The sequence below is a fragment of the Microbacterium sp. Z11_20 genome, assembly GCF_057197605.1.
The window spans coordinates 71742-91264 of the sequence record NZ_JBXVOQ010000004.1 but is presented as its reverse complement, the minus strand read 5'-3'; the positions used below and the strand labels follow the sequence as shown (position 1 = coordinate 91264).

Genomic DNA, 19523 nt, shown 5'->3' with positions numbered 1-19523 from the left:
GTTTCGCCCCGCAGGCAGCAGACTGGCTCGACGGGGCCGCCTGAGCGACCCGGGACCCTGAGCGACCCGTGGGAGGAACACCGTGGAGAGCAGTCCTGTCGCACTGGTCACCGGCGCGAACACCGGGATCGGCCTGCAGGTCGCGAAGGAGCTCGCCGAGCGCGGGTTCGTCGTCCTCGTCGGCTCTCGTGACCTGGGTCGAGGGCAGGCCGCGGTCGAGGAGATCGCGGGCCGCGCCTATGCCGTCCGACTCGACGTGACCGACGCCGAGTCGATCGCCGCGGCCGCGGAGTGGGTGCGCTCGGAGTTCGGGCGGCTCGACGTGCTGGTCAACAACGCCGGGGCCTCGTTCCTCGGCGATCCCCGCATGCCCCTGGAAGACCGGGCGAAGGCCGGGCTGCTGACCGAGGTGCCCATCGACGTGGTGCGGCAGTTCTTCGAGACGAACGTCATCGGCCCGATCGCGGTGACGCAGGCGATGCTGCCGCTGCTGCGGGAAGCCCCCGCGGCGCGGATCGTCAGTGTCGGAAGCTCGGGGAGCTCGCTCACCCTCAACTCCCACCCGGACAATCCCGAGCGGCCGTTGTTCGGCATCTACCCGACGACGAAGTCGGCGCTGCACGCGGCGACGCTCGGATTCGCTATCGCGCTGGAGTCGACCGCGATCAAGGTGAACGTCGCCGATCCGGGCTTCACCGCAACGGCGCTGAACAACTTCCAAGGCACGAAGACGGTGGAAGAAGGCGCCCGCCACGTGGTCGAGATGGCCCTTCTCGGTCCCGACGGCCCGACGGGCACGTTCTCCAGCGAGGACGGACCCGTCCCCTGGTGACCCGCAGCGCTCGCGCCATCCGGTCGCGGTACGCCGTGGGCGAATGCACAGTCCCGGCATAGGGAGCCCGCGATACCCTGAATCCACCGCCTCATCGGCGGGTCCTCAGATGGAAGGGTCATGGGCGCCGCCCGAACCATGGACTTCAAGAAGCTCACGCGCAACCCGATCCTGTATGTGGTGCTGATCGGGATCTTCCTGATCGTCGGGTTCTCCCTCATCACCAACCTCAACGGTGCTCGGCAGATCACCACGCAGCAGGGGCTCGAGCTCCTCCGCGGCGACACCGTCAGCGAGGTGACGAACACCGACGGCGACCAGCGTGTGGACATGGTGCTGTCGGAGGCCTTCGAGGGCGCCACCGATGTGCAGTTCTACTACGTCACCGCCCGTGCCGACGAGGTGGTCCGCGCGATCGACGCGGCCGAACCCTCCGACGGGTTCAACGACCTGGTCCCGCGACCGAGCTGGTTCGACGGGTTCCTGTCGCTCATGCTCCCGCTGATCCTGCTGGGTCTGCTGTTCTGGTTCCTGCTCTCCAGCGCCCAGGGCGGCGGAAGCCGCGTCATGCAGTTCGGCAAGTCGCGGGCCAAGCTCGTCACCAAGGAGAGCCCGACCGTCACGTTCCAGGACGTCGCCGGCGCGGATGAGGCGATCGAGGAACTGCAGGAGATCAAGGACTTCCTGAAGGACCCCGTGCGGTTCCAGAACGTCGGCGCCCGCATCCCGAAGGGCGTCCTCCTGTACGGCCCTCCCGGAACGGGTAAGACCCTCCTCGCGCGCGCCGTCGCCGGCGAGGCGGGCGTGCCCTTCTACTCCATCTCCGGGTCGGACTTCGTCGAGATGTTCGTGGGTGTCGGCGCCAGCCGCGTGCGCGACCTGTTCACCCAGGCCAAGGAGAACTCCCCGGCGATCATCTTCATCGACGAGATCGACGCCGTCGGGCGTCACCGCGGTGCCGGGATGGGCGGCGGCCACGACGAGCGCGAGCAGACACTGAACCAGATGCTCGTCGAGATGGACGGCTTCGACCCCAAGGTCAACGTCATCGTCATCGCCGCGACGAACCGTCCCGACATCCTCGACCCCGCTCTCCTGCGGCCCGGCCGCTTCGACCGGCAGATCGGCGTGGATGCTCCGGACCTGCAGGGTCGCAAGAAGATCCTCGAAGTACACGGCCGTGGCAAGCCGCTGGCCGACAGCGTCGACCTCGAGGTCGTGGCCCGCAAGACGCCGGGGTTCACCGGCGCCGACCTGGCCAACGTGTTGAACGAGGCCGCTCTGCTGACGGCGCGCTCGAATGCGCAGCTGATCGACAACCGCGCACTCGATGAGGCCATCGACCGCGTCATCGCCGGACCCCAGCGCCGCACGCGCGTCATGCGGGACAAGGAGAAGCTCATCACCGCGTACCACGAGGGCGGCCACGCCCTCACCGCCGCGGCGATGAACCACACCGACCCGGTGACCAAGGTCACCATCCTGCCCCGCGGCAAGGCCCTGGGCTACACGATGGTGCTGCCGCTGGATGACAAGTACTCCGTCACCCGCAATGAGCTTCAGGATCAGCTGGCCTACGCGATGGGCGGCCGCGTCGCGGAGGAGGTCGTCTTCCACGACCCCACCACCGGCGCCTCCAACGACATCGAGAAGGCCACGGGCATCGCTCGCAAGATGGTCACCGAATACGGCATGACCACGGACGTCGGGCCGGTCAAGCTCGGTTCCTCCTCGGGCGAGGTGTTCATGGGCCGCGACATGGGTCACGGCCGCGACTTCAGCGAGCGCATCGCCGAACAGATCGACGGCCAGGTGCGTGCGCTCATCGAACAGGCGCACAACGAGGCGTACGAGGTGATCAACGCCAACCGCGAGATCCTCGATCGGCTCGCCCTGGAGCTTCTGGAGAAGGAGACGCTCGACCACATCGAGCTCGCCGAGATCTTCGCCGACATCAAGCGACTGCCGCCGCGTCCGCAGTGGCTGTCCAGCAGCGAACGGCCCGTGTCGGCTCTTCCGCCGGTGGACGTGCCGCGTCGCGGCGAGCCCGCCGGGGTCGCCGCCTCCGTCGAGGCGGAGCCGAAGGCCGAGAAGGCCCCGCGCCGCCGTCCGAGCGGACAGGCGCGGCCGGCCACGGCGTAGGCGTGGCCGTCGATCGCGACCGCGTCGCCGAACTCGTTCACGACCTGCTGGAGGCGATCGGGGAGGACCCCGATCGCCCCGGGCTACGTCAGACACCGCAGCGCGTCGCCGACGCCTACGCCGAGTTCTTCTCCGGGGTGGGGGAGGATGCGGCGAGCCCGCTCGCGCACACCATCTCGGTGACCCGGGGGCCGGCGCCCGACACCCTGCCCTCCGGTGCCGTGCTGCTGCGCGAGGTCGCGTTCCGCTCCATCTGCGAGCACCACCTCCTGCCCTTCCGCGGCCGTGCGCACCTGGCCTACCTGCCGGGGGAGCAGGTGGTGGGCCTCGGAGCGCTCCCCAAGGTGGTGGACATCCTGTCTTCGCGACCCCAGGTGCAGGAGCGCCTCGGCGAGCAGATCGCCGACGTCATCGCGTCGTCGCTCGATGCACGCGGCGTGCTCGTGGTTCTCGACGCCGTGCATGAGTGCGTGACGATGCGTGGCGCACGGCAGACCGAGTCGTCCACGGTCACGATCGCCGCCCGCGGCGAGCTGGCCGAACCCGCGGCCCGGGCCGAGCTCATGACGCTGATCGGAAGCCCCCGCGCATGACGCTCGTGATGGGGATCGTCAACGTCACCCCCGACTCGTTCAGCGACGGCGGCCGGTTCGCCGACCCCGACCAGGCCATCGCGCACGGCCTCGAGCTGCGTGCGCAGGGCGCCTCGATCATCGACGTGGGCGGGGAATCCACGCGGCCCGGCGCCGGGCGCACCCCCGTACGCACCGAGCAGGAGCGCGCGCTGCCGGTGATCGCGGCGCTCGCGGATGCCGGCGTCACCGTGAGCATCGACACGATGAACGCCTCCACGGCCCTGGCGGCGGTCGACGCCGGCGCGCGGATCGTGAACGACGTCTCCGGGGGCCTGGCCGACGCGGAGCTTCTTCCGGCGGTCGCCTCGACCGGAGCGGATGTGGTGCTCGGGCACTGGCGGGGCCATTCCGACGACATGTACGCCGATGCGACCTACCGCGACATCGCCCGCGAAGTCGCCGACGAGTTGCTCGCCCGGATGGCGGCCGCCGCGGCGGCGGGCATCCCGCCGTCCCGGATGATCCTCGACCCCGGTGTCGGGTTCGGCAAGCGCGGCGCGCAGAACTGGGACGTGCTGCGTGCCCTGCCGCAGCTGACGGGCCTCGGACCGCGCGTCCTGGTCGGCACCAGCCGGAAGGGGTTCCTCGCGGAGGCGCTCGGTGGGGACGCGTCCCTGCCGCGTCGTGACCTCGCCACGGCCGTGACGAGCGTCCTCGCCGCGCGGGCGGGGGCATGGGCCGTGCGCGTCCATGACGTGGCGGCCACCCGCGACGCCCTGCGCGTGGCGGAGTACTGGGAAGGCAGCGGAGCATGAGCACGCAAGACGTCGTCGACGAGATCACCCTCACCGGCCTCCGGGCATTCGGGCATCACGGGGTGTACCCCGACGAACGGCGCGACGGTCAGGAGTTCGTCGTCGACCTGACCCTGGCCATCGCCACAGCCGCCGCGGCCGCATCCGATGACATCGCCGACACGGTGCATTACGGCGAACTGGCGGAGCGGGTCGTCGCCGTCGTCGCGGGGGAGCCGGTCAACCTGCTCGAACGCCTGGCGCAGCGCATCGCCGACGTCGTCCTGGCCGATGACCGCGTGCAGGTGGTGACCGTCACGGTCCACAAGCCCGCGGCGCCGATCCCCGTACCCTTCGCCGACGTCTCGGTCACCCTCCGTCGCTCACGCCCGCGCACGCGGCCGGCCGGATTCTCCACGGAGCGGGCATGAGCGCACAGGACGGAACGGTGGCGGTGGTGGCACTCGGCTCCAACCTCGGCGACCGCGCCGAGACGCTCGGAGCGGCGCTGTCGGCACTGGCCGCGCTGCCGCTGACGCCCGAGGTCCGGGCATCGGGAGCGATGGAGACCGTGGCGATGACCGCGTCGGGCGAAGACGAGGATGCGCCGCGATACCTCAACGCCATCGCCCTCGTGCGCACGCGCCTGGCACCGTCGGTGCTGCTGGGCGCCCTGCATGAGATCGAGTCGGCGCACGGGCGTGTGCGCCGCGAACGGTGGGGCGACCGCACCCTCGATCTCGACCTCATCGCGTACGGCGACATCATCTCGACCGATCCTCGCCTCACGCTCCCGCATCCGCGCGCCGCCGAGCGCGACTTCGTGCTCACTCCCTGGCTCGACATCGACCGCGACGCACAACTTCCCGGGGTCGGCTCCGTCCGCGAACTCCATGACCGGCTGCGGGGCCAGTCGTGAAGCGCACGAGCGCCGGGGGCCTGATCCTCGCCGCCGTCATCGGGGCGGGTGCGGGCTTCCTCCTCGACAACATCCTCAGCGCCACCGGCCGACCCACGTTCACGCCATCGGTGAGCCTCCCCATCCTGCTGCTGCTCCTCGGCGCCACGGTGATCGTGCTGGCGATCCCCGTCTTCCGGGCCACCCGGGGGCGCATTCCCGGTCCGGTCAATCCGTTCCGCGCGCTGCGCATCGCGATCCTCGCCAAGGCCTCCAGCATCGTCGGCGCCGTCGTCGGCGGTCTCGGGGTCGGGCTCATCGTCTTCCTCCTCACCCGACCGGTCGTGCCGTCGCTAGGCTCGATGGGGACGGTCATCGCGACGGCGGTCTGCGGGGCGCTCCTCGTGGCCGGCGGCCTCGTCGCCGAACAGCTCTGCACCATCCGGAAGGACGACGATGACGATCAGCCCGGGAACACCTCCCCCGGACTCGAACCCTCCGGCCGCTGAGCTCACCGAGGACGACGTGCTGGACAGTGGGACCTTCCCGCAGATCCGCGAGCCGCGCGCGCCCGGCCGGCTTCCCTTGGGCGACGGCGTCTGGCATCAGCTCGCCCGCGCCTACGTCTGGGTGCAGCTCATCTCCACGGGCGTCTTCCTCCTGCTCGTGCTCGTCGCTGCGCTGGTGCTCCAGCTGTGGCTCTCGCAGACGTGGGTGTGGATCCCCGCCGGAGTGCTCACCGTCATCGCGGTGGCGTCGCTGGTGATCACCCCGCGCCAGGCGCGCTCGTACGGCTACCAGCTCCGCCGCGACGACCTGGTGTTCCGCCGCGGCATCCTGTGGCAGCGGATGGTCGCCGTCCCGTACGGGCGGATGCAGCTCATCGACATCACCCACGGACCGCTCGACCGCGGCTTCGGCATCGCGCAGCTCAAGCTCGTCACCGCCGCGGCCACCACCGGCGTCACGATCCCCGGACTCCCGCAGGATGCGGCCGAGCAGCTGCGTGACACGCTCGTCGAGGTCGCCGAAACCCGCCGGACGGGCTTGTGAGCGACGCCCCCGTCACCGCCCCGCCCGTCGCGGAGGTGCGCTCGCCGCTGAGCGACGGCGAGTGGCATCGCATGCATCCCCTCAGCCCGCTCCTGCGCGGCGGGCTGTTCCTCCTCGTGATCGTCGGCATCATCGTGGCGAACCTGCGGGAGCGACTTGTCGAGATCTTCGTGCCCGGCTTCCCCCGCGGCGACGACGCGCCCGCCGACCCGGTCGACTACCTGCTCCGCAACAACCTCCTCCTGCTGGCGGGCGGGGTGCTGCTGGCCGTCCTAGTGGTCCTGGTCGTCGTGTTCTGGATCTCGTGGCGCTTCCACACCTTCCGCATCACCGGGGAGGACGTCGATGTGCAAAGCGGCGTGCTCTTCCGCACCCATCGCCGCGCCCCGCTCGACCGCGTCCAGGGTGTCAACCTCACCCGCCCCCTCGTCGCGCGGCTGTTCGGCCTGGCCCAGCTCGAGGTGATCGGCGCGGGGCAGGATTCGAACGTCAAGCTGGAGTACCTGTCCATCCCGAACGCCGAAACGATCCGCACCGACATCCTTCGCCTGGCCTCGGGCCGCCGTCTGGCTGCAGCTGCGGGCACTCCGGGTGCCGAGCGGCCGCGGGGGTCGCGCATCCAGCAGGCCGCCACGGTCGTCGGTGCCGGGATCACCGGACTCATCGAGGGCGAGGATGCGGATGGGACCGAGGTCGAATCGGTCGTGCACATCCCGCCCGGCCGGCTCGCCGCATCCCGTGTGCTGAGCGGGTCGACGCTGGCACTGCTGGGGTTCCTCGTCGTCGTGATCGTCGGCGCCGTCGCGGGAGTCCCGTGGCTGCTGTTCGTCTTCGTCCCGGCCGTGATCGGCTTCGCCGCGTACTGGGCGAGGTCGTTCGTCCGGGCGCTGCGGTACTCCATCGCCCCCACCCCCAGCGGCGTCCGCGTCACATTCGGGGTGTTCACGACCGTGAGTGAGATCCTGCCGCCCGGCCGCGTGCATGCGCTCGAGGTGCGCCAGCCTCTCCTGTGGCGGCCATTCGGCTGGTGGTCGATCACGGTCACCCGCATTTCGGGGCGTGCGATGGCGGAGGCCGCAGCCGATCAGTTCACCACGGTGTTGCCGGTGGGCACGCGGGCCGACGTCGAGCGGGTCTTCCGGCTGCTCCTGCCGGCGCTCCCCGAGGAGCAACTCGCCCACGTGTTCGAGCAGGGCATCCTCGGGCCGGCGGAGGAAGACCCCTACGTGACCACGCCCCGCCGCGCGCGTCTGCTGCGCCCGCTGTCGTGGCGGCGCAACGGCTACCTCCTCACCCCCGACGCGCTGTTCCTGCGTCGCGGCTTCGTGTGGCGGGCGCTCGGGGTCTTCCCGCTGGCCCGCATGCAGAGCATCGGGATCACGCAGGGTCCCGTCGACCGAGCACTGAGCCTGGCGAACCTGACCGCGCACGTGGTTCCCGGAACCGTCACTGCGACCGTCGGCATCCTCGACCGCGACGACGCGCTGCGGGCGTTCGCCGGGGCCGCCGAGGGCATCGTCGCCGCGGCGGCCGGCGACCGCAGCCACCGGTGGGCGCAGTGAGCCCGGCCCGCGACGGACGGCTCGGCGTCGGGATTCTCGGTGCCGGACGCGTCGGCCCGGTCGTGGGCGCGGCGCTCCGCAACGCCGGCCACGCCGTGGTCGGCATCACCGGGGGCTCCGACCCCGACCGCGTGGATGCGCTGCTGCCGGGCGTCCCCACGCTCGACGCCGACGAGGTGGTCCGTCGCGCCGAGCTGGTGGTGATCGCCGTTCCCCACCTCGAGCTCCCGACGCTCGTGGCGGGGCTCGCCGAACTCGGCGCGTGGCAGATCGGCCAGCTCGTCCTGCACGTCGACCCCGGGTACGGCGTGGAGGTGCTGGGGCCGGCTTTCCGCGGAGGCGCCATCCCGCTCGCCATCCACCCGGCGATCTCGTTCACCGGGACATCCATGGACCTCCGCCAGCTCACCGAGAGCTATGCCGCCGTCACCGCTCCCGCCCCGGTGCTGCCGATCGCCCAGGCGCTCGCGGTGGAGCTCGGCTGTGAACCCGTCGTGATCGCGGAAGCCGACCGGCCCGCATACGCCGAGGCCATCGCCACCGCGACGCACTTCTCCCGCTCGATCGTCCGGCAGGCATCGGGGCTCCTCGCGGGCGTCGGGATCGACAACCCCGGCGGGTACCTGTCCGCGCTGGTGCGATCGACGGTGGACCAGGCGCTCGCCGAGGGGGCGCCCGCCGGCCCGGACACCCTGCCGCCGGAGGCTACGATCGACGGATGATCAGCACCGTCGACGGGTTGCGCACCCGACTGGCCGAGGCCAGAGCCGCATCCCGCACCGAGGAGCCGGCGCCCACGGTCGCTCTCCTTTCCACCCTCGGCGCCCTGCATGACGGGCACATCGATCTGGTCCACCTGGCGCGCGAGCGCGCCGATGTCGTCGTGGTGTCCACGTTCGTGAACCCGCTGCGCTTCCGCACGTCCGACGACGCCGCGGCGTACCCGCGGAGCCCGGCGGAAGACCTCGCGCTGCTCGAGTCGTTGGGGGTCGACATCGTCTTCGCCCCCGATGCGGCGGAGCTGCTGCCGGCGGGCCTTGCCACGACGCGGATCAGCGCGGGCGACCTGGGGCTGCGCTACGAGGGACGCTCCCGGCCGTACTACTTCGACGGGCTCCTCACGGTGGAGGCGCTGCTGTTCCACCTCGTGCGGCCCGACATCGCCCTGTACGGGGAGCGCGACCTGCAGCGGGTCTTCCTCGTGCAGCGCATGATCCGCGACCTGAAGTTCGGCATCGAGGTCGCCACGGTGCCGACCGTGCGCGCCGATGACGGCCTGCCGGTCTCCAGCCGGGTGGGGCTCCTGGACGACAACGACCGTCGCGCGGCCGCGCGACTGACCGAGGCGCTGGATGCGGCGGCATCCAACGCCGATCGGGGCGTGGATGCCTGCATCGCCGCGGCCCAGTCGACGCTCATGGGCGAGTCGCGTATCCGGCTCGACTACCTGAGCATCGTCGACCCCGCCACGTTCCTGCCGGTGGACGAAGGGCATGCCGGCCGGGCGACGGTGCTGATCGCCGCGACCGTGGGCGGCCACCGCTTCGTCGACAACACCGACATCTACGTTCCCTGACCGCGCTGTCTGCAGGGCGAAGGCCGGGAAACCGGCCCACCTAGACTGGATGCGAATCCCGAGGAGCCCCCGCCGATGACCGACGTGCCCGCATCCGCCGCCGACACCCCGAACGATGACGCTCAGCAGAACGAGCTGGACGACGCCTTCGAGCAGAAGGCCGTGCGCCTGGCCAAGCGCGAGCGCCTGCTGCACGAACGCGCGGATGCTGCCGGAGGGCCCTACCCGGTCGTCGTGCCGGTGACCGACACGATCCCCGCCGTCCGGGCGCGCTTCGACGCGCTCGAAGCGGGCGAGGAGACGGGTGTCACCGTCGGCGTCGCGGGACGGGTGGTGTTCAGTCGCAACACCGGAAAGCTGTGCTTCGCGTCCCTCCAGGCCGGCGACGGCAGCCGCATCCAGGCCATGGTGTCGCTCGCCGTCGTCGGCGAGGAGTCCCTGCAGGCGTGGAAGGAACTGGTCGACCTCGGCGACCACGTGTTCGTATCCGGGCAGGTGATCTCCAGCCGTCGCGGCGAGCTGTCGATCATGGTCGACGAATGGCAGATCGCGTCCAAGGCGGTGCTGCCGCTGCCGAACATGTACACCGAGCTCAGCGAAGAGAGCCGCGTCCGCAGCCGCTACCTCGACCTGATCGTGCGCGACCGCGCCCGCGAGACCGTCGTGGCGCGGGCCAAGGTCAACGCGAGCCTGCGCGCCACCTTCGCCGAGCGTGGCTTCCTCGAGGTCGAGACGCCGATGCTGCAGGTGCAGCACGGCGGGGCCAGCGCCCGTCCCTTCATCACCCACTCCAACGCCTTCGACACCGACCTGTACCTGCGCATCGCCCCCGAGCTGTTCCTCAAGCGCGCCGTGGTCGGCGGCATCGACCGGGTCTTCGAGATCAACCGCAACTTCCGCAACGAAGGCGCCGACTCCACCCACAGCCCGGAGTTCGCGATGCTGGAGGCCTACCAGGCCTACACCGACTACTCCGGCATCGCCGATCTGACGCAGGCGCTCGTGCAGAACGCCGCCGTTGCCGTCACCGGCTCCACCACCGTCACGTGGGCGGACGGCACGGTCTACGACCTCGGCGGCGAGTGGGACCGCCTCTCGATGTACGGGTCTCTTTCGGATGCGGCCGGGCGGGAGATCACGCCGGAGACCCCCGTCGAGGAGCTTCGCGCGCTCGCCGCTGACGCCGGTGTCGATGAGCCGCCGCACCCCACCCACGGCAAGTGGGTCGAGGAGCTGTGGGAGCACTTCGTCAAGGGCGGCCTCACCCGCCCCACCTTCGTCATGGACTTCCCCGTGGACACCAGCCCGCTCGTGCGGGAGCACCGCTCGATGCCGGGGGTCGTGGAGAAGTGGGACCTGTACGTGCGCGGGTTCGAACTGGCGACCGGATACTCCGAGCTCATCGACCCGGTCATCCAGCGCGAGCGCTTCACCGAGCAGGCGCTGCTGGCCGCGCGCGGCGACGACGAGGCCATGCGCATCGACGAGGAGTTCCTGCGCGCGCTCGAGCACGGGATGCCCCCGACCGGCGGCATGGGCATGGGGATCGACCGCCTGCTCATGGCGATCACCGGGCTCGGCATCCGCGAGACGATCCTCTTCCCGCTCGTGAAGTGATCCCGCTCACGACTCGATGCCTCGCGAGTCGATGAGCCGTGTGACCGGGTCGCGCGGCACCGAACGCCGGTAGACCCATTCGGGTAGGTGCCCGTTCGCGGCGAAGGTCAGCACGATGCCGGCCATGACGTGGTCGGGATCGATTTCGCGGGCCAGTTCGGCGTAGCGTCCGGCGTGCGTGGAGCGTCCCAGTGCCCAGGCCAGCCACGCGGCGGCGGCGAGGATCCCCGGCCGCGCGTCGCGGGGCGCCGCGGCCGCGAGCCTGCGCGTGAGAGACAGCGCCGCCTGCAACCGGTCGGGGTCAGGGGAGGGCGCGTCGCCCCAGATCGGCGCCGCCAGATGTTCGGGGTAGGTCTCGCCCTCGGTGAAACGCAGTTGCGCCTCAAAGGCTTCGTCCCCGGCTTCCAGGTCTCGCGTCCACTGGACCAGCGCCACGTCGCGGAGGCCGGGACGCATGAGGCACCACACGAGCGCGGCGGCCTCATACGGGTCGAGCTCCCCCGGGTCGCGCGCGAGGGCCTCTTCGAACAGCAGCGGTACGTCGTCCATGCGGCACACGGTGACCAGGGCCGGCGGCGGGATCCGCGGATCGGCCCGCCGCTCATCCGCCCCGAACAGCGCCTCCATCGCCGCCTCGATCTCGGCGAACGCGCTCCCGACCCGCTCCTTCTCGGCGAGGTCGACCGCCGGGAGGTCGGCGCCGCTCGCCTGGTCGTGCGCGGGCATCGGCTCGTTCCCGAACCCCTCATGGTCGTACGGGATCTCCGCCAGCGGACGTCCGCCGCCGGGGCATCCTGGGTCCAGGTACGACCCCCATCCGTCCGCGGCCACGCACAGCGCTTCGCTCACGCGCAATCCGCACCGGTCCGCGGAGGACAGGAGCGCCCCTGCTACGGCATCGTGCGGCAGCCCCTCGGCGCCGGCGAGCGTCGCGTCGGTGTAGGCGACCACGGCTACGGCGTCGGCATGGCTGACCTTGCAGACCATCCCCATGATGGTCGAACTCATCCGCTCCAGCTCGACCGGATCGGAGCGGGCGGGCAGGTCCAGGCGCAGCGCACCGAGGGTGCGGTTGCCGTCGAAAGGGATGAGCACGAGGCTCCGGGTGGGCCGATACCCGAGCAGGCGCGGCACGAGGGCCAGGAAGTCGGCGGCGCTGGCCGCCCGGAAGATGGTCGTCATGCCCACCACGATGGGGCGCGGCCCCGCTCGAGGAAGGCGAGCGGGAGTGATCGGTGGATGCATGCTCCGTCGACGGGCCTGGGGAGGAAGGGTGCGGCCGCTCTCCGGGCGAGCGGACAGCGGAGTCGGCGTATCCTGGGGGTGTGGATAGCTACTGGACCGCCGTGGTGTGGGCGCTGCTGCCGACCGTCGTGGTGACCGTGCTGTTCTTCTTCATCCTCCGGAGCATCCTGCGCATGGATCGCACCGAACGGAAGGCGTACGCGCGCGTCGAGGCCGCGGAGCGTGCCAAGCGCGGACTTCCCCCGGCTCCCGCACCCTCAGAGCGCTGACGGCGCCTCGCAGGTCGCGTCTCCGGGATTCGGTACGCTGGGAGGGTTTCCGGCGGGGGGTTTCGGTGGTCGAAGTCACCTTCGATGCCACGTGGTGGGTGGTCGTGGCTCTCATCGTGGACGTCACGATCCGCATCACCGCGATCATCGTCGTCCCCCGTAACCGGCGCCCCACCGCGGCGATGGCGTGGCTGCTGGCCATCTACTTCATCCCCTACGTCGGGGTGCTGCTGTTCCTGCTGATCGGCAACCCGCGCCTTCCGCGCAAGCTCCGACGCAAGCAGTCGGCCCTGAACGACTACATCCGGGAGACGAGCGCTTCGCTCGACTTCGGAACGCTCCGGCCCAACGCCCCGCACTGGTTCCGGGACCTCGTCCAGCTCAACCGCAACCTGGGTGCGATGCCGATCGCCGGTGATAACGGCGCCACCGTCATCTCCGACTACCAGACGAGCCTGGATGCGATGGCCGACACCATCCGGCAGGCCGAACGCTACGTGCACGTCCAGTTCTACATCTTCCAATCCGATGCGGCGACCGACAACTTCTTCCGCGCGCTCGAAGAGGTCGCGGCGCGGGGAGTGGTGGTGCGCGTGCTGCTTGACCACTGGGCCAACCGGGGAAAGCCGAACTACCGCCGTACGCTGCGTCGACTCACGGCCATGGGCGCGCACTGGCACCTCCTGCTGCCGGTGCAGCCGCTGCGCGGCCGCTACCAGCGACCCGACCTCCGCAACCACCGCAAGCTCCTCGTCGTCGACGGACGGGTCGCGTACATGGGGTCGCAGAACGTCACCGACTCGAGCTACAACCTGCACAAGAACATCCGGCGCGGACTGCACTGGGTCGACCTCATGGTGCGCGTGGAGGGCCCCGTGGTGGCCAGCATCAACGCCGTGTTCCTCTCCGACTGGTACGGCGAGACCGACGAGATCCTCTCCGACGAGATCGACCTGTTCCGCGTGTCTCCCGGGCCGGGTGACCTCGACTGTCAGATCGTGCCGTCGGGGCCCGGATTCGATTTCGAGAACAACCTCAAGCTCTTCCTCGGGATGCTCTACGCCGCCAAGGAGCGGATCGTCATCGTCAGCCCGTACTTCGTGCCCGACGAGGCGCTGCTCCTGGCAGTCACCACCGCGTGCCAGCGCGGGGTGGTCGTCGAGTTGTTCGTCTCGGAAGAGGGCGATCAGGCCCTCGTGTACCACGCCCAGCGCAGCTACTACGAGGCGCTGCTGCGAGCGGGGGTGAAGGTGTGGATGTACCGCCGGCCCTACATCCTGCACGCCAAGGGCATCATGATCGACCGCGAGATCGCCGTCATCGGCTCGAGCAACATGGACATGCGCTCCTTCGGTCTGAACCTGGAGATCTCGCTCCTGGTGCGCGGGGAAGAGTTCGTGCGCGACCTCGAGTCGGTCGCCGACACCTACCGCAGCCTCAGCCGCGAACTCAGCATCGAGGAGTGGATGAACCAGCCGTTGCGTTCGACGCTGCTCGATAACCTCGCCCGCCTCACGTCCGCCCTGCAGTAGCGTTCCCGCCCGGATCGTGATCCGGGTGTTACCGGATCCGGCGGGTTCGCACAGCCGCGTTCGGAAGGATGGGAAGGTGCTTCCGCTCGCGAGGCACACGCTGCATCCGGAGGTCGTTCATGTCCCGTCGCATCCACTCGGTCCTCGCCGTTCTCGGGGGTTCGGTGCTGATCGCCGGCGTGCTCGCGGGCTGCGCCTCATCCGGAGAGGTCGAAGCAACGCCCACGGCAACGGCCGGGACGGGAACCGCCGAGACGGCACAGGTCGCCGCGGCGTGGCTGGACGGCGGGGCGATGGTCGGAGTTCTCCTCGAGGGGACCTCGACCTGTCGTCCGTTCGCCGACGATGTGACGTACGAGGACGGGGTTCTCCGGGTCTCGGTCATGGAGCCGGACGGGGCGTGCACATACGACCTCGTGCCGCAGGGGCTGGCCGTGCCGCTTCCGGCCGGTGTCGACTCCGCCCAGGACCTGCGCGTCGAGGTCGAGGCGGCCGGCTACCGCGGCGAGACCGAGCTGGCCGGAGTCCCGGGCCTCACCCCCGGGACGGGCCTGGACGGGGGCCAGCCGAGCGCAGGATGGGCGGGGTCCGACGTCTTCGCGCTGCTCACGTGGGGATCGTCGAGCTGCCGACCGCAGGTGGAGAGCGCCGCGGTCGCGGCGCCGGGCGAGATCTCGGTGACCTTCGTCAGCCCGCCGGCCGATCAGATCTGCACCGCCGACATGGCGCCGCGCGTGACCGCGGTGGACGTGCCCGGCGTCCCCGCCGGCGCCGCATACGAGGCCGTCCTTTCGGGCAACACGTACGACGGCGCCCGCGTGCCCATCGTCGGCCACCCCTGACCCGGACCGCCATCGGCGGGCCGGCTCCTCGTCGCCCCCGTGCACAACGGCGGATGCGGCCCGCGACACGCCGCCTCGCGGGCCGTCCTCACGGCGAGTCGTCGAGCATCTCCGCAGTTGTGCCGTCGGATCGGTCGCTGACGGCCGCTGATACGCCACGATGAGAGGCATGGATGCTGCCATCGCCGCGCTCACCGAAATGCCCCGGCCCCAGATCGTCATGGCCGAGGACGGGGTGCGCCTGGCGACCTACTCCTGGGGCGACCCCGATGCGCCCACCGTCCTCGCCGTGCACGGGTTCGGGTCGAGCACGCGCGACAACTGGGTGAACACCGGGTGGGTGCGCGAGCTCCTCCGGCGCGGCCTGCGCGTCCTCGCCGTCGACCAGCGCGGACATGGCGCGAGTGACAAACCGCACGATGCAGCCAGCTACGCGATGCCGGTGCTCGTGCGCGACCTCACGGGCGTGCTCGACACCTACCTTCTCGATGACATCCGGTACCTGGGGTACTCCCTCGGCGGGCGGGTCGGCTGGCAGCTCGCGGTCGATGCGCCCGGGCATGTGGAGCGTGCCGTGCTCGGCGGCATCCCCGACGGGCGGCCGCTCGCTCGCCTCAAGGTCGATCAGGCACGCGCGTTCGCCGACACCGGCGAACCCGTCACCGACGCGGTGACGCAGCGCTATGTCGGCCTGGCCCAGCGTGTGCCGGGCAACGACCTGCGTGCGCTCATCGCCGTGGCCGAGGGGATGCGCATCGGCGACAACGATCCCGACCCCGCATCCCCGCCGCATCAGCCGGTGCTGTTCGCGACGGGCAGCGACGACGCCATCCTCGAGGAGTCGCGGCGCCTGGCCGGCCTCACCCCCCGCGGGGGATTCTTCGAGATCCCGGGGCGCCACCACACCAACGCCCCGGGTGCTCGCGCGTTCCGGCTCGCGGGCGCGGACTTCCTCGCCGCCGACTGACGCGGTCAGTCGCGGGCGAGAACCAGCAGGTCGCCGATCTCGCAGTCCAGCGCGCGGCAGATCGCCGCCAGCGTCGAATAACGGATGGCGCGGGCCCGGTCGTTCTTGAGCACCGACAGGTTCACGATGGAGACGCCGACCAGCTCCGACAGCCGGGTCAGCGTCATTCCGCGGTCGGCCAACAGCTCGTCCAGTCGGCAGTGGATGCCGCTGGGCCCGTCGTCCTCGGCGGGGCTCACACCAGACCCTCCGAGTCGCGCTGCAGGCGGATGCCGCGACGGAATGCGAGTGAGAGCAGTCCGAGCACCGTCGCAGCGATCCAGACGGCGAAGAACGGCCCCATCAGAGCCCACGAATCCGGATCGAAGTCGGCGAGGCCCGCGGCCGCGAGAACCCCGTTGCGTCCGAGCATCTCGAAGAAGTACACCGCGAGCGCGCCGGCGAACATGGTCCATCCCGCCGCGTCGAGCAAGCGCGGGTTCGTCGCGTCGAAGAAGCGACCGCGCAGGAACCGCAGCGCGAGCACGGCGAACAGGGCGATCACGGTGAGGGCGGCCGCTGCGCTCACCACGATCGACAGAGCCAGCGACGTGACGGAGACCGCGTTGGTCCCTTCGGCGATCACGTTCCCCCACGTGACGTCCACGCCCACGGACGGGAGCCCGTCCCGGGGCGTGAGCTCCGCCGCAGCATGGTCGAACGGCACGGGCACGGAGGTGCCCTCGGGGGTGAACGTCTCCAGCCACCGGAACACGGTTGCCAAGAGCACGATCACGGCCAGGATGCCGCTGACGCCGAGCGTCGAGAGGATGTCGTTGCGTTCCTTCTTGGTGGTCTGCTCCATCACACCAGTTCCCCCGTGCGTCATTGGTACTCCTTAACGATATTCGTTGTTATCGAATATCGTTGCATCACCAATGAGCGCCGTCAATACCTTGCCCGCGGAAGCGCGGAAGCCGCCCCGGCGCAAGGGGGAGTGGCTGCGCTATGCCGACGGCGAACACCGCCGCCGGGCCCCGGAGCGCTGGTTAGTCTCGATATACGGCGCGCGCAAGCGTGCCCAACGACCCATTCTGGAGGGTTTGAGGATGTTCGAAAGATTCACCGACCGTGCCCGTCGCGTGGTTGTGCTCGCCCAAGAAGAGGCGAAGATGCTCAACCACAACTACATCGGTACCGAGCACATCCTGCTCGGGCTGATCCACGAGGGCGAGGGTGTCGCCGCCAAGGCCCTGGAGTCCCTCGGCATCTCCCTGGATGCCGTGCGTGAGCAGGTGCAGGACATCATCGGCCAGGGGCAGCAACAGCCCACCGGCCACATCCCCTTCACCCCTCGCGCCAAGAAGGTGCTGGAGCTGTCGCTGCGCGAAGCGCTGCAGCTCGGCCACAACTACATCGGTACCGAGCACATCCTGCTCGGTCTCATCCGCGAGGGTGAGGGCGTCGCCGCGCAGGTGCTCGTCAAGCTCGGCGCCGACCTGAACAAGGTGCGCCAGCAGGTCATCCAGCTCCTGAGCGGATACCAGGGCAAGGAGCCCGCCGGGGTCGCCTCCGGTGCCGGCGAGCAGACCGCCGCATCCGCGCAGGGCGGTTCGGCGGTGCTGGACCAGTTCGGCCGCAACCTCACGCAGGCCGCCCGCGACAACAAGCTCGACCCGGTCATCGGGCGCGAGAAGGAGATCGAGCGGGTCATGCAGATCCTCTCGCGTCGCTCCAAGAACAACCCCGTGCTGATCGGTGAGCCCGGCGTCGGCAAGACCGCCGTCGTCGAGGGGCTCGCGCAGGCGATCGTCAAGGGCGACGTGCCCGAGACGCTCAAGGACAAGCAGGTCTACTCCCTCGACCTCGGTTCGCTCATCGCCGGGTCCCGCTACCGCGGCGACTTCGAAGAGCGTCTGAAGAAGGTCACCAAGGAGATCCGCACGCGCGGCGACATCATCGTGTTCATCGACGAGATCCACACCCTCGTGGGTGCCGGTGCCGCCGAGGGCGCGATCGACGCGGCCAGCATCCTGAAGCCGCTGCTCGCCCGCGGCGAGCTGCAGACCATCGGTGCGACCACTCTCGACGAGTACCGCAAGCACTTCGAGAAGGATGCTGCGCTGGAGCGCCGCTTCCAGCCGATCCAGGTCGCCGAGCCGAGCCTGCCCCACTCCATCAACATCCTGAAGGGGCTGCGCGACCGGTACGAGGCGCACCACAAGGTGCAGATCACCGATGGCGCGATCGTGGCCGCCGCGAACCTCGCCGATCGCTACGTCAGCGACCGCTTCCTTCCGGACAAGGCGATCGACCTGATCGACGAGGCCGGCGCACGCCTGCGCCTGTCGATCCTGTCCAGCCCGCCGGAGCTGCGCGAGTTCGACGAGAAGATCGCGAAGGTGCGCGAGCAGAAGGAAGTCGCCTCCGAGGAGCAGGACTTCGAAAAGGCCGCGTCGCTGCGCGACGAGGAGAAGTCGCTCCTGGCTGAGCGTCTCCGTCTCGAGAAGCAGTGGCGCAGCGGCGACGTCGCGAGCCACGCGGTCGTCGACGAGGGTCTGATCGCCGAGGTGCTCGCCCAGGCCACCGGCATCCCGGTGTTCAAGCTCACCGAGGAGGAGTCCAGCCGACTCGTCTTCATGGAGAAGGCGCTGCACCAGCGGGTCATCGGACAGGAAGAGGCCATCTCGGCGCTCGCCAAGACGATCCGCCGCCAGCGTGCCGGTCTGAAGGACCCCAAGCGCCCGTCGGGATCGTTCATCTTCGCCGGCCCCACCGGCGTCGGAAAGACCGAGCTCGCCAAGGCGCTCGCCGAGTTCCTCTTCGACGACGAGGGCGCGCTGATCTCCCTCGACATGTCGGAGTTCGGTGAGAAGCACACCGTCTCGCGTCTGTTCGGTGCCCCTCCCGGGTTCGTCGGATTCGAAGAGGGCGGCCAGCTCACCGAGAAGGTGCGCCGCAAGCCGTTCTCGGTCGTGCTCTTCGACGAGATCGAGAAGGCGCACCCCGACATCTTCAACTCGCTCCTGCAGATCCTCGAAGAGGGTCGTCTGACCGACGGTCAGGGCCGCATGATCGACTTCAAGAACACCGTCATCATCATGACGACGAACCTCGGTTCGTCGGCGATCGCCGGTGGTCCGGTCGGGTTCCAGGTCGAGGGCAACAGCCAGACGAGCTATGACCGGATGAAGGGCAAGGTCGACGAGGAGCTGAAGCGTCACTTCAAGCCCGAGTTCCTCAACCGCCTCGACGACGTCATCGTCTTCCCGCAGCTGTCCAAGCCCGAGCTGGTGCAGATCGTCGATCTGTTCACCAAGCGCCTGGCCGACCGGCTGCTCGACCGCGATATGACGATCGAGCTGTCGCAGGCGGCCAAGGAGCGGCTCATCGAGATCGGGTTCGACCCGGCCCTCGGTGCGCGGCCGCTGCGGCGGGCCATGCAGCGCGAGGTGGAGGATCGCCTCAGCGAGAAGATCCTGCACGGCGAGCTCGAAGCGGGCAACCACGTGAAGGTGGACTCGCAGAACGGCGAGTTCGTGTTCGAGACCACCGCACGCGACGAGAAGGTCGCCGTGGGCGTCACCACCGGTGGCGAGATCACCGCGACGCCGGACATCGTCGCCGGCGCCTGAGACAC

Annotated in this window: 20 protein-coding genes; 17 read left to right on the top strand and 3 right to left on the bottom strand. The window is 70.0% G+C overall.

From position 1 onward, the window contains the following. The first annotated feature begins 82 nt into the window (after positions 1-82). The 12 genes from AC2DFQ_RS10890 to lysS all read left to right on the top strand — a co-directional run bounded on the left by AC2DFQ_RS10890 (position 83) and on the right by lysS (position 11049). Positions 83-832, top strand: coding sequence for an SDR family NAD(P)-dependent oxidoreductase (locus AC2DFQ_RS10890; protein WP_484533904.1), 750 nt, complete (start codon positions 83-85; stop codon positions 830-832). A 138-nt stretch (positions 833-970) separates the two neighbouring features. Further along, a complete protein-coding gene (ftsH, locus tag AC2DFQ_RS10885; RefSeq protein WP_484510613.1) occupies positions 971-2974 on the top strand; it encodes an ATP-dependent zinc metalloprotease FtsH in 2004 nt (667 codons plus the stop codon). A 2-nt stretch (positions 2975-2976) separates the two neighbouring features. Then, positions 2977-3567, top strand: a complete 591-nt coding sequence (gene folE / locus AC2DFQ_RS10880) for a GTP cyclohydrolase I (protein WP_484533903.1) — start codon at positions 2977-2979, stop codon at positions 3565-3567. Continuing rightward, entirely contained in the window at positions 3564-4364 is an 801-nt protein-coding gene (gene folP, locus AC2DFQ_RS10875) for a dihydropteroate synthase (protein WP_484510152.1), read from the top strand. The genes folE and folP overlap by 4 nt, the downstream gene beginning before the upstream one ends. Further along, on the top strand, positions 4361-4774 hold the full coding sequence (gene folB / locus AC2DFQ_RS10870) for a dihydroneopterin aldolase (RefSeq protein WP_484533902.1): 414 nt from the start codon (positions 4361-4363) through the stop codon (positions 4772-4774). Before folP ends, folB begins: the two co-directional genes overlap by 4 nt. After that, positions 4771-5262, top strand: a complete 492-nt coding sequence (gene folK, locus AC2DFQ_RS10865; RefSeq protein WP_484510154.1) for a 2-amino-4-hydroxy-6-hydroxymethyldihydropteridine diphosphokinase — start codon at positions 4771-4773, stop codon at positions 5260-5262. The genes folB and folK overlap by 4 nt, the downstream gene beginning before the upstream one ends. Further along, positions 5259-5750: a DUF3180 domain-containing protein gene (locus AC2DFQ_RS10860; protein WP_484510155.1), complete on the top strand. Its 492-nt coding sequence runs from the start codon at positions 5259-5261 to the stop codon at positions 5748-5750. The genes folK and AC2DFQ_RS10860 overlap by 4 nt, the downstream gene beginning before the upstream one ends. Next, the gene (locus AC2DFQ_RS10855) at positions 5698-6294 is read left to right on the top strand and encodes a PH domain-containing protein (RefSeq protein WP_484533901.1); all 597 of its coding nucleotides are present in this window, start codon (positions 5698-5700) and stop codon (positions 6292-6294) included. The genes AC2DFQ_RS10860 and AC2DFQ_RS10855 overlap by 53 nt, the downstream gene beginning before the upstream one ends. Next, positions 6291-7856 (top strand): PH domain-containing protein, encoded by a 1566-nt coding sequence (locus tag AC2DFQ_RS10850; RefSeq protein WP_484533900.1) that lies wholly within the window; start codon positions 6291-6293, stop codon positions 7854-7856. The genes AC2DFQ_RS10855 and AC2DFQ_RS10850 overlap by 4 nt, the downstream gene beginning before the upstream one ends. After that, positions 7853-8578, top strand: a complete 726-nt coding sequence (locus AC2DFQ_RS10845) for a Rossmann-like and DUF2520 domain-containing protein (RefSeq protein ID WP_484533899.1) — start codon at positions 7853-7855, stop codon at positions 8576-8578. Before AC2DFQ_RS10850 ends, AC2DFQ_RS10845 begins: the two co-directional genes overlap by 4 nt. After that, complete coding sequence (panC, locus tag AC2DFQ_RS10840; RefSeq protein ID WP_484510159.1) at positions 8575-9432, top strand: pantoate--beta-alanine ligase; 858 nt, start codon at positions 8575-8577, stop codon at positions 9430-9432. The genes AC2DFQ_RS10845 and panC overlap by 4 nt, the downstream gene beginning before the upstream one ends. Before the next feature lie 75 nt (positions 9433-9507). Then, on the top strand, positions 9508-11049 hold the full coding sequence (gene lysS / locus AC2DFQ_RS10835; RefSeq protein ID WP_484510160.1) for a lysine--tRNA ligase: 1542 nt from the start codon (positions 9508-9510) through the stop codon (positions 11047-11049). 6 nt (positions 11050-11055) lie between these two features. On the opposite strand, the gene AC2DFQ_RS10830 is transcribed toward lysS, so the two are convergent. Beyond that, positions 11056-12231 carry a DUF4192 family protein gene (locus AC2DFQ_RS10830; RefSeq protein WP_484533898.1) on the bottom strand — a complete coding sequence of 392 codons (1176 nt, stop codon included), beginning with the start codon at positions 12229-12231 and terminating at the stop codon, positions 11056-11058. Between the two features lie 143 nt (positions 12232-12374). On the opposite strand from AC2DFQ_RS10830, the gene AC2DFQ_RS10825 reads away from it, so the two are divergent. The 4 genes from AC2DFQ_RS10825 to AC2DFQ_RS10810 all read left to right on the top strand — a co-directional run bounded on the left by AC2DFQ_RS10825 (position 12375) and on the right by AC2DFQ_RS10810 (position 15904). Beyond that, positions 12375-12563: a hypothetical protein gene (locus tag AC2DFQ_RS10825; protein ID WP_484510162.1), complete on the top strand. Its 189-nt coding sequence runs from the start codon at positions 12375-12377 to the stop codon at positions 12561-12563. A gap of 65 nt (positions 12564-12628) precedes the next feature. Then, entirely contained in the window at positions 12629-14095 is a 1467-nt protein-coding gene (gene cls / locus AC2DFQ_RS10820; RefSeq protein WP_484510163.1) for a cardiolipin synthase, read from the top strand. 119 nt (positions 14096-14214) lie between these two features. Then, the gene (locus AC2DFQ_RS10815) at positions 14215-14937 is read left to right on the top strand and encodes a hypothetical protein (RefSeq protein ID WP_484533897.1); all 723 of its coding nucleotides are present in this window, start codon (positions 14215-14217) and stop codon (positions 14935-14937) included. Positions 14938-15106: 169 nt separating this feature from the next. Next, entirely contained in the window at positions 15107-15904 is a 798-nt protein-coding gene (locus AC2DFQ_RS10810) for an alpha/beta fold hydrolase (RefSeq protein ID WP_484533896.1), read from the top strand. 5 nt (positions 15905-15909) lie between these two features. Here the strand turns inward: AC2DFQ_RS10810 and AC2DFQ_RS10805 are convergent, their stop codons facing one another. Together AC2DFQ_RS10805 and AC2DFQ_RS10800 are read right to left on the bottom strand one after the other, a co-directional pair. Further along, on the bottom strand, positions 15910-16143 hold the full coding sequence (locus AC2DFQ_RS10805) for a helix-turn-helix domain-containing protein (RefSeq protein ID WP_484510166.1): 234 nt from the start codon (positions 16141-16143) through the stop codon (positions 15910-15912). After that, the gene (locus AC2DFQ_RS10800; RefSeq protein WP_484533895.1) at positions 16140-16748 is read right to left on the bottom strand and encodes a hypothetical protein; all 609 of its coding nucleotides are present in this window, start codon (positions 16746-16748) and stop codon (positions 16140-16142) included. The genes AC2DFQ_RS10805 and AC2DFQ_RS10800 overlap by 4 nt, the downstream gene beginning before the upstream one ends. A gap of 244 nt (positions 16749-16992) precedes the next feature. Between AC2DFQ_RS10800 and AC2DFQ_RS10795 the strand changes: the two genes are divergently transcribed. After that, positions 16993-19518, top strand: a complete 2526-nt coding sequence (locus tag AC2DFQ_RS10795; protein ID WP_484510168.1) for an ATP-dependent Clp protease ATP-binding subunit — start codon at positions 16993-16995, stop codon at positions 19516-19518. Positions 19519-19523: the final 5 nt, after the last annotated feature.

What these genes read in the sequence shown, in the direction of transcription:
- AC2DFQ_RS10815 (WP_484533897.1), top strand. Translation starts at nt 14,215, where the DNA reads ATGTCCCGTCGCATCCACTCGGTCCTCGCCGTTCTCGGGGGTTCGGTG.
- AC2DFQ_RS10795 (WP_484510168.1), top strand. Translation starts at nt 16,993, where the DNA reads ATGTTCGAAAGATTCACCGACCGTGCCCGTCGCGTGGTTGTGCTCGCC.
- folB (WP_484533902.1), top strand. Translation starts at nt 4,361, where the DNA reads ATGAGCACGCAAGACGTCGTCGACGAGATCACCCTCACCGGCCTCCGG.
- folK (WP_484510154.1), top strand. Translation starts at nt 4,771, where the DNA reads ATGAGCGCACAGGACGGAACGGTGGCGGTGGTGGCACTCGGCTCCAAC.
- AC2DFQ_RS10830 (WP_484533898.1), bottom strand. Translation starts at nt 12,231, where the DNA reads ATGACGACCATCTTCCGGGCGGCCAGCGCCGCCGACTTCCTGGCCCTC.
- AC2DFQ_RS10855 (WP_484533901.1), top strand. Translation starts at nt 5,698, where the DNA reads ATGACGATCAGCCCGGGAACACCTCCCCCGGACTCGAACCCTCCGGCC.
- panC (WP_484510159.1), top strand. Translation starts at nt 8,575, where the DNA reads ATGATCAGCACCGTCGACGGGTTGCGCACCCGACTGGCCGAGGCCAGA.
- AC2DFQ_RS10810 (WP_484533896.1), top strand. Translation starts at nt 15,107, where the DNA reads ATGGATGCTGCCATCGCCGCGCTCACCGAAATGCCCCGGCCCCAGATC.
- lysS (WP_484510160.1), top strand. Translation starts at nt 9,508, where the DNA reads ATGACCGACGTGCCCGCATCCGCCGCCGACACCCCGAACGATGACGCT.
- ftsH (WP_484510613.1), top strand. Translation starts at nt 971, where the DNA reads ATGGACTTCAAGAAGCTCACGCGCAACCCGATCCTGTATGTGGTGCTG.
- folP (WP_484510152.1), top strand. Translation starts at nt 3,564, where the DNA reads ATGACGCTCGTGATGGGGATCGTCAACGTCACCCCCGACTCGTTCAGC.
- AC2DFQ_RS10800 (WP_484533895.1), bottom strand. Translation starts at nt 16,748, where the DNA reads ATGGAGCAGACCACCAAGAAGGAACGCAACGACATCCTCTCGACGCTC.